19 protein-coding genes are annotated in these 13,588 nt (G+C 37.4%); 7 read left to right on the top strand and 12 right to left on the bottom strand.

What is annotated here, in order from left to right:
* Window positions 1-17: 17 nt before the first annotated feature.
* Entirely contained in the window at window positions 18-359 is a 342-nt protein-coding gene (gene grxD, locus J536_RS09410) for a Grx4 family monothiol glutaredoxin (protein ID WP_002120913.1), read from the bottom strand.
* 227 nt (window positions 360-586) lie between these two features.
* Between grxD and J536_RS09405 the strand changes: the two genes are divergently transcribed.
* Window positions 587-1,795, top strand: coding sequence for an aspartate aminotransferase family protein (locus J536_RS09405; protein WP_032062753.1), 1,209 nt, complete (start codon window positions 587-589; stop codon window positions 1,793-1,795).
* Window positions 1,796-1,850: 55 nt separating this feature from the next.
* On the opposite strand, the gene J536_RS09400 is transcribed toward J536_RS09405, so the two are convergent.
* The 3 genes from J536_RS09400 to J536_RS09390 all read right to left on the bottom strand — a co-directional run bounded on the left by J536_RS09400 (window position 1,851) and on the right by J536_RS09390 (window position 3,235).
* On the bottom strand, window positions 1,851-2,282 hold the full coding sequence (locus J536_RS09400; protein WP_002121094.1) for a CBS domain-containing protein: 432 nt from the start codon (window positions 2,280-2,282) through the stop codon (window positions 1,851-1,853).
* A 144-nt stretch (window positions 2,283-2,426) separates the two neighbouring features.
* The gene (locus J536_RS09395; protein WP_005802084.1) at window positions 2,427-2,801 is read right to left on the bottom strand and encodes a DUF2750 domain-containing protein; all 375 of its coding nucleotides are present in this window, start codon (window positions 2,799-2,801) and stop codon (window positions 2,427-2,429) included.
* Between the two features lie 200 nt (window positions 2,802-3,001).
* On the bottom strand, window positions 3,002-3,235 hold the full coding sequence (locus J536_RS09390; protein ID WP_002121063.1) for a hypothetical protein: 234 nt from the start codon (window positions 3,233-3,235) through the stop codon (window positions 3,002-3,004).
* 216 nt (window positions 3,236-3,451) lie between these two features.
* Here J536_RS09390 and J536_RS09385 point away from each other — a divergent pair, with 216 nt between their 5' ends.
* The 6 genes from J536_RS09385 (at window position 3,452) to J536_RS09360 (ending at window position 7,751) form a co-directional block, all read left to right on the top strand.
* Window positions 3,452-3,811: a hypothetical protein gene (locus tag J536_RS09385; protein ID WP_002120892.1), complete on the top strand. Its 360-nt coding sequence runs from the start codon at window positions 3,452-3,454 to the stop codon at window positions 3,809-3,811.
* 99 nt (window positions 3,812-3,910) lie between these two features.
* Complete coding sequence (locus tag J536_RS09380) at window positions 3,911-4,237, top strand: hypothetical protein (protein WP_002120920.1); 327 nt, start codon at window positions 3,911-3,913, stop codon at window positions 4,235-4,237.
* 120 nt (window positions 4,238-4,357) lie between these two features.
* Entirely contained in the window at window positions 4,358-5,470 is a 1,113-nt protein-coding gene (gene ftsY, locus J536_RS09375) for a signal recognition particle-docking protein FtsY (protein WP_032062751.1), read from the top strand.
* A gap of 189 nt (window positions 5,471-5,659) precedes the next feature.
* Window positions 5,660-6,256 carry a nitroreductase family protein gene (locus tag J536_RS09370; protein ID WP_032055947.1) on the top strand — a complete coding sequence of 199 codons (597 nt, stop codon included), beginning with the start codon at window positions 5,660-5,662 and terminating at the stop codon, window positions 6,254-6,256.
* Window positions 6,257-6,476: 220 nt separating this feature from the next.
* On the top strand, window positions 6,477-7,148 hold the full coding sequence (locus J536_RS09365) for a DUF2057 domain-containing protein (RefSeq protein WP_032055949.1): 672 nt from the start codon (window positions 6,477-6,479) through the stop codon (window positions 7,146-7,148).
* Window positions 7,149-7,226: 78 nt separating this feature from the next.
* Window positions 7,227-7,751, top strand: a complete 525-nt coding sequence (locus J536_RS09360; RefSeq protein ID WP_032055951.1) for a GNAT family N-acetyltransferase — start codon at window positions 7,227-7,229, stop codon at window positions 7,749-7,751.
* A gap of 12 nt (window positions 7,752-7,763) precedes the next feature.
* On the opposite strand, the gene J536_RS09355 is transcribed toward J536_RS09360, so the two are convergent.
* From J536_RS09355 to J536_RS09330, 8 genes are all read right to left on the bottom strand, one after another.
* Window positions 7,764-8,063: a cyd operon YbgE family protein gene (locus tag J536_RS09355; protein ID WP_004791954.1), complete on the bottom strand. Its 300-nt coding sequence runs from the start codon at window positions 8,061-8,063 to the stop codon at window positions 7,764-7,766.
* On the bottom strand, window positions 8,064-8,165 hold the full coding sequence (cydX, locus tag J536_RS0104290) for a cytochrome bd-I oxidase subunit CydX (protein WP_000270276.1): 102 nt from the start codon (window positions 8,163-8,165) through the stop codon (window positions 8,064-8,066).
* Between the two features lie 10 nt (window positions 8,166-8,175).
* On the bottom strand, window positions 8,176-9,321 hold the full coding sequence (gene cydB, locus J536_RS09350; protein WP_032062749.1) for a cytochrome d ubiquinol oxidase subunit II: 1,146 nt from the start codon (window positions 9,319-9,321) through the stop codon (window positions 8,176-8,178).
* Window positions 9,318-10,904 (bottom strand): cytochrome ubiquinol oxidase subunit I, encoded by a 1,587-nt coding sequence (locus J536_RS09345; protein WP_032062747.1) that lies wholly within the window; start codon window positions 10,902-10,904, stop codon window positions 9,318-9,320. The genes cydB and J536_RS09345 overlap by 4 nt, the downstream gene beginning before the upstream one ends.
* A complete protein-coding gene (cydP, locus tag J536_RS0104285; RefSeq protein ID WP_005073962.1) occupies window positions 10,904-11,098 on the bottom strand; it encodes a cytochrome oxidase putative small subunit CydP in 195 nt (64 codons plus the stop codon). The genes J536_RS09345 and cydP overlap by 1 nt, the downstream gene beginning before the upstream one ends.
* Window positions 11,099-11,476: 378 nt before the next feature.
* Window positions 11,477-12,085, bottom strand: coding sequence for an OB-fold-containig protein (locus J536_RS09340; protein ID WP_002121106.1), 609 nt, complete (start codon window positions 12,083-12,085; stop codon window positions 11,477-11,479).
* 25 nt (window positions 12,086-12,110) lie between these two features.
* On the bottom strand, window positions 12,111-12,419 hold the full coding sequence (locus J536_RS09335) for a Rieske (2Fe-2S) protein (protein WP_002121079.1): 309 nt from the start codon (window positions 12,417-12,419) through the stop codon (window positions 12,111-12,113).
* Window positions 12,420-12,435: 16 nt separating this feature from the next.
* Window positions 12,436-13,440, bottom strand: a complete 1,005-nt coding sequence (locus J536_RS09330; protein ID WP_017480985.1) for an adenosine kinase — start codon at window positions 13,438-13,440, stop codon at window positions 12,436-12,438.
* Window positions 13,441-13,588 lie beyond the last annotated feature (148 nt).

The following is a 13,588-nucleotide window of genomic DNA, read 5'->3' as shown; positions in this document are numbered from 1 at the left end:
ATTGGCTTTTTTATTATTTACGCTTCTGGCGCTGCACTGTATTGTTCAACTAATGGTTTTAATTCGCCATTTTGGAACATTTCAAGCATGATATCGCTACCGCCAATAAGTTCGCCATTTACCCAAAGTTGCGGGAAAGTAGGCCAGTTCGCAATTTTTGGTAATGTTGCACGAATATCAGGGTTTTCCAAAATATTTACATATGCAAATGGACGACCAATTTGACTGAGCGCTTCTACAGCACGTGCAGAGAAACCACATTGTGGAAACTGTGGTGTGCCTTTCATGTAAAGTAAAACGGGATGCTTCGCAATTTGATCGCGGATTAACGCTTCAGTATCACGTGCTTGTTCAGTCATAAAGAGATCCTCAACTAATCTAGCAGCATTATAGGGGGTGTTTACATCGCTTTGCAAACCACCTGATTACTTAAAGTTGCATTGAATATTCAATATTTTATTGTATAAACCGAAGCGATAGCAAAAAGCGGACGAAATTTTAGATAAATGAGTGATGAGACTTTTCATCAGAGCCAGTTTTTGCTTATATAAACCCTTCTTAAAACCTCATACAGACAGAGTTCGTTATGAATGATATTACCCTAGCTCCAATACAACCTGATCAACCATCACATTTAATGGCTACTTATGGTCGCCAAGCGATCAGTTTTGTACGAGGCCGAGGGGCATATCTATATACCGAAGATGGCACAGAGTATTTAGATGCTTTAACCGGTATTGCTGTATGTGGTTTAGGTCATGCGCATCCAGTCATTGCAGAAGCAATTGCTGAACAAGCTGCAACACTTGTGCATACGAGTAACTTATTTGAGATTCCTTGGCAAACGGCAGCTGCTCAGAAGCTTGCTGAAGTTTCAGGGATGGAAGAGATCTTCTTTTCAAACAGTGGTGCGGAGTCAAATGAAGGCGCCATTAAAATTGCTCGTAAATTTGGTACTCAACAAGGTGTAAGCTCCCCAAAGATAATTGTGGCAGAGCAATCATTTCATGGTCGTACCTTAGCAACACTTTCAGCTACTGGTAATAAGAAAGTACAAGATGGTTTTGCTCCTTTAACCAATGATTTTATTCGTGTGCCATTTGGTGATGTAGAAGCAATTCAAGAAGCTGCTTTGCAGCACCCAGATATTGTTGCGATTTTGATTGAACCTATTCAAGGTGAGGGTGGTATTAATACAGCGCCTCAAGGCTTTAGCTATCTTGAAGAAGTCCGCACCATATGTAATCAACATAACTGGCTAATGATGCTAGATGAAATTCAAACAGGTAACGGCCGTACCGGTAAGTATTTTGCTTATCAGCATACAAACATTGTGCCCGATGTTCTTACCACTGCGAAAGGCCTTGGAAATGGCTTTCCAGTAGGCGCTGTAATGACCCAAGGTAAAGCTGTTGGCTTATTAGGACCTGGTAGCCATGGGTCTACTTATGGTGGCACAGTGCTAGGTTCTCGTGTGGTTTATACAGTAATTGATACAATCCAAAAAGAGAATGCTGTAGAAAACGCGGCAGTTGTTGGTGGTTATATTGTTGATCAATTACGTGCGCAATTGGCACATAAAAATGTGCAAGTACGTGGCTTTGGTATGATGATTGGTATTCAATTGCCTAAAGACTGTGCTGAGCTCGTTGCAATTGCTCGTGATCAACATAAGCTTATTATTAATGTTACAGCTGGTTCAGTAGTGCGTTTGTTGCCACCAATTAACATGACTCAAGCACAGGCTGATGACTTGCTAGAGCGTTTAGTTGCTTTAATTAATAACTATCTTTAAATTTTATATCAATAAAAAATGGGCATATAAATGCCCATTTTTTTATATGAAATAATTAACCAGAGATGTACTGTTTTAATTGTTCAATGAGATTTTTCTGGTCTTCCATTGCAGCTTTTACCAAGTCACCAATAGAGATAAAACCAACTAATTTTTCATTGTCTAGTACAGGCAAGTGACGTAAATGACGATCTGTCATAAGCTGCAAACATTCTTCAACCGTGTTATTTAAGCTTACCGTAAGTACTTTGGATGTCATAATTTCAGCGACTGTAGTGCTATATGATGAACGTTCCATAAGCGTTACTTTTCGCGTGTAGTCACGTTCAGACAAAATTCCGACAACTTTTTCACCCTCAGCTACGACGAGCGCACCAATTCCTTTATCCGCCATAATCTTAATTGCTTCAAGGACAGTGGCTTCTGGAGAAATTGTAAAAATATCTTGCTCTGCTTTGTTCTTGATTACTTGTGCAACGATTGTCATTTCTTCTGTCCTGTGTTTTATCATTTTGTTTTAAATTAGCTTGATTTTATAAAAATGCAAAGACTGGATAGTCATTCAAATACAAGTTTTACATTCAAACGTTCAAAAAGCATTCTAATAGAGATTAAGAATCTAAAGAAAAGTTTACGCTCCTTGCCAATTCGGATGTTTGAAAAAGAAATGTTGCATTTGTTGAGTAGATAACTTTAATTTTCTATGAGATGAATTAAACAAAGCAGGAGTGACGTTGAGTCGAGTTAAAGTTGGTAGTAAAGACTCATGGAAATCTTTAGGTGTAATTCTTCTTGGCTTGTAATGTGGCCAATGCTCTTTTGCGTAGCGATGTGCCTGCAAACCATTAAGCCAAAAAGGAAAAATAAAGTCTTCCTGATCTGATTTAATTGCCCATCCTTGATGAAATAATCCCCAAAGAACCCCGCAATACATCATGGTTCTTAAAATATAAATCTTAATCATCAAGTCTCTTGAAACCGGTTGTAGATTACTTAAACTTTTCATTGTGAATTTTAAAGGTTCTAACTTGTCTTGCTTATTATAAAAAAATCAGATGACATTTCAGTTTAAACAGGTATCAAATCGTAAACAAATATTCCAGCTGTGAAATTCATATCCTTTACTTAAAGTGGCTAAAGCTTTAGATAAATTGCTAGTTTTACTTATTTACAGACGTAAAAAAACGCCACCTAAGTGACGTTTCTTTATGCTTGCATTGTGGCTAACTTTTGCCAATATTGTGCTTTAAGTGAGTCACGTTCAACACGGAAACCTTGATAATACAATTCAGCTAAAAACAGAGCAGCTTTACCGTGCCCAGCGCGAGCAACTTCTTCTAACTGTGCAACTGCATCCTGAAAATTCATTTGAGAGTGAATTGTGTTTACTGCAGTTGCGTACACATGTTCTAAATCATGATGAGAGATACGTTGAATCATAGAAAACTCCTTATTGTAATTATGATTACTTTTTCTAAAGGCCACTGCCTTTAAATTAATTTAACTTAGAATTATTAAACTAATATTACAAATTAATGGATTTGTCAACTATTGGTGCATACCAGTTAATTCACTATTAGGATACATGATTAAACATTATTCACAAATAATTTTGAGTAAAATCAATATGAGAATAAAAGACAAGGAGAATAAAATATGACAAATACTATTGATGGCTTTGTTTTTGATACTCCACCTAGAGAGGAACAAATCATAGAACTAGCCCATTATCATCGTAAGCTATTAGACGAAGCGATCTTTCATCAAGAGATCCATTTAGGGGATTATTGTCTTGCTCAGCGCAAAAGGGTATTTGACTTTGCACGGCATTTGGAACCTGCACAAAAAAACTGGTTTTATCAAGTTTATGATGGTGAACTAAGAAAAATTGCCGACGAAGATGAATTGCATCCAGCCGATGCTGAAGAAGGGTTAAGTATTTTTGCGATGTTTTTAGTCTTGGTGATTATTGCAGCAATTTTATACTTTTCCGTCATTCGTTCACTAATAAGCTAAGTATTATTATCCAGTAAGGTACGATTCTTGGCCTTACTGGATGTTTGATCTTGTGCTTATGAGTATTGAACCCTACACTACACTAATTCGAGGTAGGTCATGCTCATATTCAAACAAAATTTTCTTAAATTAAAGTCTGAGTTAAAAGTTGATCAATGTTTTAACCTATTTGTGGTTATTGTCATTGGCTGTATTTTTGTGCTGTCATATTTAGCATTACTTCGGCCTATTAGTCCGGAACAATATCAACGAATTATACAACTCTCTCATCAAGCTACTTATCCTAAAACTCAGGATATGGCTGAGCTGCTAATAGCTCAATCAGAAATTCATAGAGCAGAGTATTTAAAGTTAATGCATGCATATCAATTTGAAGGTGCTCATATTAGACAATATCCAGCACTTGCTCAGGAAGATACTCAGTAAATGGGTTAATCAGGCTAAATCTTGGTTTCCAAAGCTTTTTGAGCACTATTGTGGCAGGCAAAATTTAGAATTTATGCTAAACTTTATCTTTTTAAACGCGCTGCTTTTCAAGGAATCCGCATGGAGCAACAATCGAATATGCAAAATAAATTCTTGATAGATGCTGAGATCGGTGATGACGATGTCACATTACCTAATTTACCTGCTATCGATGTTCCCATCGTTGAATCTCCTGCTAAATCACAAGAAAATACTGAAGTAGCCAAAGACGAAGTAGCTTCTACAGAAACAGCGGCTGAACAACCAAAAACTGGTTTTTTTGGCCGGATGAAAGAAGGCTTAACCAAAACTCGTCGTAATTTCGCTGATGGTATGGTCAATATCTTGATTGGTGGAAAGGAAATTGACGATGAGTTACTTGAAGAAGTCGAAGAGCAATTATTGGTTGCAGACATTGGTGTTGAAGCAACTAAAACCATCATTACCAATTTAACAGAGCGTACAGCTCGTGGTGATTTGATCTATTCTCACTCTTTATATAAAGCGTTACAAGAAGAGTTGGTTGCTTTGTTGGCTCCACGTGTTAAGCCATTACATATTGACCCTAATAAATCACCTTATGTGATTTTGATGGTTGGGGTAAATGGAGTAGGTAAAACTACAACTATTGGTAAATTGGCTAAACGTTTACAAGGTGAAGGTAAAAAAGTGATGTTGGCTGCTGGTGATACATTCCGCGCCGCAGCAACTGAGCAATTACAGATCTGGGGTGAACGTAACGATATCTCTGTAGTAGCGCAAGGTCATGGAGCTGATAGTGCTTCTGTTATTTTTGATGCCTTTGAAAGTGCTCGTGCTAAAGGAATTGACGTATTAATTGCGGATACGGCAGGGCGTTTACATAATAAGAGTAACTTGATGGAAGAACTCAAAAAAGTTAAACGTGTTATGCAGAAAATTGATGCAACTGCACCTCATGAAATTATGTTGGTGGTAGATGCAGGAACAGGTCAAAACGCGATTAACCAAGTACAAGAGTTTGATCAAGCTGTAGGTTTAACGGGTATTACCATTACCAAGTTGGATGGAACAGCTAAAGGTGGTGTACTCTTTAACATTGCGAGCCGCACCCATGTGCCAATTCGTTTTATTGGTGTAGGTGAAAAAATTGATGATTTAAGACCATTCTCGGCTAAATCTTTTGTTGCTGCGCTGTTTGAAACTGATAAGTAAATTGCTTGATAACCCTAAAAAGCTTCACTAAATCGTGAAGCTTTTTTTATATGTATATCTTTTATTATTGTTGCGAAAATAAAACGAACTGTCATATTTTTAATGCTGATTATGAAAAATGACTTTAATACACTGTACTCATTCCCAAACAACGACCCTTGGTCAAATCAATAGGTAGGAAATAACAAAATGTCTACTTTCTTAGATAAAATTAAAAACCGTCGTACAATTTATGCAATTGGTAAAAACGTTGCATTAGATCACACTAAAATTGAAGAAACTATCCGTGAAGCAGTTAAACATAGTCCTTCAGCTTTTAACTCACAATCTTCACGTGTAGTGACACTATACGGTGAATCTCATGCTAAATTCTGGAATTTAGTTCGTGAAGCTTTGCGTAAAATTGTTCCTGCAGAAGCTTTTGCTGGTACAAATGCAAAAATTGATAGCTTTGTAGCTGGTGTTGGTACGGTTTTATTTTATGAAGACCAAGCTGTTGTTAAAAGCTTACAAGAGCAATTCGAACTATATGCAGACAATTTCCCTGTATGGTCTGAACACTCAAGTGCAATTGCTCAATTTGCAACTTGGACTGCGCTTTCAGAGCTTGGTTTAGGTGCATCTTTACAGCACTATAACCCAATTGTCGATGCAGACGCAGCTGAAGCATTTGATGTTCCTGCAACTTGGAAATTACGTGCTCAATTAGTATTTGGTTCGGTTGAAGCACCAGCAGGTGAAAAAGCATTTATTAATGATGCTGATCGTTTCAAAACTTTCAATTAATTTAATTGAAATTAAAAAAAGCATCTATTTTAGGTGCTTTTTTTATGTTTTTAGAATGAAGAGGAAGAATACATAAAACGAAAATTTATGAAATTCAAATGCATATTTCAAAATAATAAATCAAGAAATTAGTCGATAACTGCTTTGTCATAAAATAGTCACAATCATATTGCATATTGCTCATGATTTAATAGCTTATCAAACACAGAGAAAGAGACAGATGACTTTAAGATTAGGTGTTGCTGCAATTGGTTTATTACTCAGCGGTTCGGTATTTTCAGCAGTTACAATTACAGCACCAGAGGAAATTGTAATCCTTGCGGTGAATGGTCAGGAAGTCAACTCTGGGTTATTTCGTTCATCTAAAAATAATTATAAAGTCGATGCTGGTGAAACAAGCTTAAGTGTGCGCTATCAAGAATACTTTGAACATTTAAGCGGGGAGCATGACATTGTTAAATCTGGAGTAGTCACAATTCAAACTCCAGTACTCAAAGATGGGCAAACTTATAAGCTTTCGATGGTAGATGCACCAAAGCAATTTGAACAAGCAAAGAAATATGCTGAGCAACCAACTGTGGCTTTGTACAGCGCAAATAATGAATTAATCGTACAACAAACTGGTGCAAACAATGAGGCAAAACCATGGTTTGCAACGGGTTTATTAGGAAAAGTCACTGACTTTACGACTAAATCATCTAAATCGCAGCCTGAGGCAGTGTATGCCTCTGCTAAACCTACTTCTGTTCAGGTGGCTGTACCAGCTCCAACATCTATGCCAGTAACGGGTGTAGCCCAAACGAATGATCAACGTTTAGTAGAAACTTGGCAAAAAGCTTCTAAAGCTGAGCGTCAAAAATTTATGGCATGGTTAGCTGAACAATCAAATTAATTTATTGCTATTTAAAATAAAGCCGATTTAATATCGGCTTTATTTTTAGAATTTTTATAAATAGCCTAAGTATATTTTATGAATAATTTAAATTTCCGCTCAGCTCAATTTCCTGATATTCCACAACTCGTAGTTTTAATTAATAAGTCCTATCGAGAACAACAAGATAGAAGTTGGACAACAGAACTTGATTGGGTAGAAGGACAGCGTATTACAGAGTTTCAATTAGAAGCACAACTACAACTTAGGAATTCAACATTATTGATAGCAGAAACTTCTGTTTCCAAGCTTATTGCTTGTATTGGGCTTACATTTGAAAATAATCAGGTTGAGATTGGAACATTTTGTACTGATCCTCAAGTTCAAAATATGAGAGTGGGTCGATCTGTTTTAGAATATGCAGAGCAATATGCATTGAAAGAAGATCCCCATCTGACCAGCGCCTTAATGTATGTGCTAGATGTCCGTTCTGAATTGATCGCTTATTATGAAAGACGTGGATATATGAAAACGGGTAATAAGCAGTCATATCCGGTTGAAGCAAATGTAGGGGTGCCAAGGGTCCCTATTAAATTGGTTGAAATGAAAAAAGACCTCAGATGAGGTCTTTTTAATTTAGGTTAGAAACCAGATGTAATAACCTAAAAGCATGAGAGGCCAAGCCACCCATGGGCTAAATAGCCATTTCCATAACCAGAAGTTGGGTACGAAACCCACTCCATAAATAAAACCACCAGAAATACCAATCATCACCAGCATAAGCTGGCTATGATTGTAGTGTCCGTTAGCATCTAGCATGAGTGAAGGATAAACCAACAAAATTGCAGCAAGAGGCAATGCCAACAGAAAAGAAAGGGCCATTGCAAATGCTTGAGCTTTTCGATGATTTGATGCTGTCATTGCTTTTGCCATCATTTATTCCTCATCTAGATTTTGATGATGTTCGATATAAAGTGCACTGAGTACACCCGCAAAACATGCCATCAAAATGCCTAGGATCCATGCGAAATACCACATTACGTTCTCCTTAATACAAGCTATGCGAGTTTGACTCGATGTGTTTGTTGGTAATGACTCCCCACATTTTGTAATAAGACCAACTGGTATAGATCAAAATAAGAGGAACAAAAATGCAGGCAGCAACTGTCATAACGCCTAAAGTAAGGTGACTTGATACAGCATCCCACATCGTCAAGCTAGAGTTAGGATTGATACTAGATGGAAGTAGGAATGGGAATAGGGCAAAACCAGCAGTTAAAATTGCTCCTACAATCATTAAACTTGTACCAGTAAAACTTAAGCCCGCTTTTGCTTTTGAAGATGCAAAAATTGCAATGATTGCGCCTAATATGGCAAGAACAGGGGCAACTTTAGTCACTGGGTAGGTGCTGTAATTGTTCATCCAACCTGGATTGCTATTGGTAACCACTTCTTTAGCTAAAGGGTTAAGCGCAGTATTTGGGTCTATAGCAACAGCATAGCTATAACCTGGAACTTGCCCGAAATAGAGCCATGCTCCAATTACAAGGAAACAAATTAAAAAGATAATTGCCATAATTTGAGTGGCTTTGGCAGAGCGCTGTTTTAAAGCTTCATCAGTACGTAGCATGAGCCATGCACCGCCATGTGCACAAAGCATAGACAGACTTACCACACCGCAAACTAGAGCAAAGGGGTTAAGAAGGGCAAAAAAGCTGCCTGTATATTCAGAGCGTAATGTGCTATCTAAACTAAAAGGAATGCCTAAAAATAAATTACCGAAGGCCACACCAAACACAAGCGCTGGAACAGCACTACCGATGCACAGACCCCAGTCCCAAGAGTTACGCCATTTGGTATTTTCAAGTTTAGAGCGATAATCGAAACCTACAGGTCTTAAGAAAAGTGCAAATAGAACTAACAAAAGTGCCCAGTACATGCCTGAGAAAGCGACTGAGTAAACCATTGGCCATGCAGCAAATAGTGCCCCACCTGCTGTAATAAACCAAACCTGATTACCATCCCAGTGTGGGGCAATGGTATTGATTGCAGCACGGCGTTCGCTATCGGTTTTTCCAACGAAAGGCATGAGAGCCATAGACCCCATATCAAAGCCATCGGTAAGAGCAAAGCCGATCAGAAGTACGCCAACTAACACCCACCAAATGATTTTCAATAATTCATATTCAATCATGATAAGGCCTCCCCTTTAACCGCTGCTTTCGGTTCTTGCTTTTCAAAATGATATTTGCCAGTGTGTAGAGAGCTTGGTCCTAAGCGAGCAAATTTGATCATTAAATACATTTCAATAATCAAAAGAGCCGTGTAGAACGCTGCTAGCGCAATAATCGAACCCCATACGTCACCAGTACTTAAACTAGAAGTAGAGAGGTGGGTTGGTAGAATTTCACCAATAGACCATGGTTGACGACCACCTTCAGCTACATACCAGCCAGTTTGTGCAGCAATCCAAGGAAGCGGTAGAGCCAACAATGCATATTTCAGTAGCCAAGGTTTATTTTCAGCATTTCTTTTTGCTACAGCCCAAGTCGCTAAAACGAAGAGTAATAGCATTAAGAAACCAGAGGCAACCATTGCGCGGAAAGAGAAAAATAGCGCTGTAACATTTGGAACAGTATCTTTTACAGCAGCTTTAATATTTTGCTCGCTTGCATCAACTACATTGGGTGCATATTTCTTAAGAAGTAGGCCATAACCTAAATCTTTTTGATTTTTTTCAAAAGAGGCTAATAACTCTGGTGAACGATCACCTGCACGTAATTCTTCAAGTTCGGCATAGGCAAGCATACCGTTGCGAATACGAACTTCATGCTGTTGCATGAGATCTTTAAGACCAGTAACTTCTTTGGTTGTTGAACGAGTTGCAATTAAACCTAATGCATATGGAATTTTAACTGCGTAATCTGTCCGCATCTCTTCATGGTTTGGTACACCAAACAAAGTAAATGGAGCAGGAGCAGGATGAGTATCCCATTCGGCTTCGATCGCAGCGAGTTTAGTTTTTTGAACATCACCGAGCTCATAGCCAGATTCATCACCTAACAAAATCACTGAAAGTGTAGATGCAAGACCGAAAATGGCAGCAATTGCAAAAGAGCGGCGTGCGAAAGGGAGATCACGTTTCTTAAGTAAATAATAGCTTGAGATGGCGAGTACAAAAATTGCACCAGTTACATAACCCGCAGAAACGGTATGTACGAATTTCACCTGAGCTACAGGGTTAAAGATAAGCGCACCGAAATCAACTAATTCCATACGCATTGTTTCAAAGTTAAATGCAGCACCTACAGGGTTTTGCATCCATCCATTCGCCACTAAAATCCAAAGCGCTGACATGTTGGAACCGAGAGCGACTAACCATGTTACGCCTAGATGCTGAACCTTACTTAAACGATCCCATCCGAAGAAGAATAAACCAATAAATGTAGACTCAAGAAAGAATGCCATAAGGCCTTCAATTGCTAATGGAGCACCAAAAATATCACCTACATAGTGTGAGTAATAAGCCCAGTTTGTTCCAAATTGGAACTCCATGGTTAAGCCAGTTGTTACCCCTAAAGCAAAGTTAATACCAAATAATTTTCCCCAAAATTTAGTCATATCCTTGTAAATTTCTTTACCGGAAATGACATAAGTGGTTTCCATGATGGCAAGGATAAATGCCAAACCTAGAGTTAAAGGGACGAAAAGAAAGTGATACATTGCGGTCATCGCAAATTGAAACCGCGAAAGATCAACCACGCTTTCAGAAATCATCAACGTGTCTCCTTAATGTGGGAAATGTTATCGCCGGCAATATGCTCGGCGACCTGATTGTCAAAATTTTTGGGGATGGTGGGAGCATCAAACCAAATATGTTTGATCGTTAAGAGAAGCACTATTTTTATTATTAGAATAATAGTGATTTCTTTAACTAAACGACCATTAAGATTTTTAAAATTAAGGCTCATAAATTAAACCTCATTTGATATTAATTTTATTATTAATCAAAATATAATAAAAATAAACATTAAATATATTTTAAATGAATATTTAAATAATTAATTTTTATAAAACAAACATTTAATATTTTAAAATAAATACTATACTAAAATGGTTTGAATTGATTATTAAATCCTACTAAAACACTTGTAAATAAAAAATATTAAGTTGATTAAAATGGTTTGTTTTAATTTAATACCAACCAAAATGGTTGTATATTATATTTATAAATACTATTTCAAACTAAAAGAGTTGGAATAATAAATAATTAATTAAAAAGAAAATAATAAATATAGACGTAATAAAGCCTGCAAAAAGCAGTAAGTAAATAGAATAGTAGTGAGAATTTAATCGGGGGCGAAAAGATCGTTTGATACAGAAATTTTCTTGGCTACATAATGGCTTTTATGCACTCTGACAAGGATAACTTGAGAGTATAATTCGAGTTCGCCGTATTCTGGTTCGACTTGAACGTAATGTAGCTGGCCGAATTCATCACGCACACGCGCTTGGGCAGAAAACCCAGGTCTAGCATTACCACTGGAAACTGTCGCTAAACGTCCTAAAAGATTATAGTTTGTATGAGTAAGCTTTGGTTTAATTACTTGGTCAAGGCAGTGAATCATGAATACAGTAAAAAAGATTGCGATGACAAGGGCTGGGACGATTAAATAAAATGGTGAAATAAAATAATGCTGGATTGCAAAGAAAGAGAGCTGTAAAAAATAGCCTGCAAAACTAAAATTGATAAGTAAAAAAACGAAAATTAAAGCTTTAGAAAATTTAACGTTAAGTAGTGGTGAATTGGAAAGCCAAACAGGCGCAATTTTTTTGAGTAATTGACTTGGACGAAGTCCAATATACATACCAATGGTTTCTACCACGCTGAGTAATATCAAAGCCACTACACTTAAGTGAAATGGCATAAGATAATAATTGAAAAAGAAATCAGCCATGGCAGAAACTCTAATGTTGATCGCTTCAGTCTACGATATAGATACCGCCATCTGAATGTACTTTAATCTCAACTTTATTTAAAAAATCACCTAAACATGGTCCTGAGATACATTCGCCTGTTTCCACAGTGAATAAAGCACCATGGGTAGAACATTGAATATATTCTTGGTCTTGATCCAGAAATTGATTTTCTAAATATTCAAGCTCTGTTTGCAAGTGAGGGCATAGGTTTTGATAAGCATAGAATGCGCCATCACGTTGCGTAATGAAAATAGTAGTTCCTTGTAAAGTGTCAAAAGCTCTAGCTTCACGCTCAGGAACTTCTTCCGTCATACAGATCCTTTCCATTTCAAGCACATTCCTTCTGAAAATTTTCAAGAAGTTTAGCATAATCATTAATTGCTAAACGTGGGCCAAACTGAGAAACAACCTCACTAGAAATCAAGACAGCCAACTGTGCAGCAGCATTCAAATCTTGATGATGGTTTAGGGCGTATAGGAATGCGCCTGCAAATGCATCACCCGCACCATTGGTATCAACGGCTTCTACATGACGGCCTGCCACATGGAAATGTTGAGTAGAGTTAGAAACTAAAGCACCTTTAGCACTTTGTGTAATGACTACTGTATGATTTTTAAAACGTAATTGAGCAAGAGCATCTTCAACAGTTGTTGTATTTGTATACATTAAGGCTTCTTGTTCATTACAAAATAGTAAATCTACGCCATCATCCATGAGCTCTTCTAAGCCTTCGCGAGCGTATTGCACCATGGCAGGATCTGAAAGAGATAAAGCAATCTTAACGCCATTTGCTTTTGCAATTTCTCTGGCTTGTTTTACAGCTTTGCGCGCTGTTTCACTTGTAGAAAGATAACCTTCAATATAAAGCCATTTTGCTGTTTTTAACGGTTCAAAGTCGATTTGATCTTGAGAAAGTTCAGCAGTGATGCCTAAATAAGTATGCATTGTACGTTCAGAGTCAGGACTAATGAGTACCATGCAGGTACCTGTCACGCCTTCACTGATTGATTTTGGAGTGGTTTGGATGCCAGCTTCATTTAAACCTTGCAGATAAATTGAACCCAAATCATCGTTACCAACGCGGCAACCATAAAAAGCACTTCCACCTAATGCACTAAAGGCTACAGTAGTATTCGCAGCAGAACCACCACTTGCTTGACCTTTATAATCTTGATGCTGTTTTAACTCCGCATAAAGAGCAGATTGAGTGTCGCCATCGGACAACTGCATGGTGCCTTTTTGCAAACCTTGTTGACTAAGAAAATCATCAGACACTTTAAATTCTTGGTCGATTAATGCATTACCAATTGCAAAAAGATCTACAGTTGCCATATGTGTTGTCACAAAATAAAAAAATCAGGTTGCTAAGTTTACACCATTGCTTGGATTTGCTGTAGTTTGTTGAATAAAATTCAGTTAAATCAAAAATTAGTGGAAAAATATTATTGTGTGAAAATTCTTTAGACTCACAAATAGCTCG

The sequence above is a fragment of the Acinetobacter sp. 809848 genome, assembly GCF_000581275.1.
In the GTDB taxonomy this organism is placed as follows: domain Bacteria; phylum Pseudomonadota; class Gammaproteobacteria; order Pseudomonadales; family Moraxellaceae; genus Acinetobacter; species Acinetobacter pittii.
This window is presented reverse-complemented; position numbering and strand designations above follow the sequence as displayed.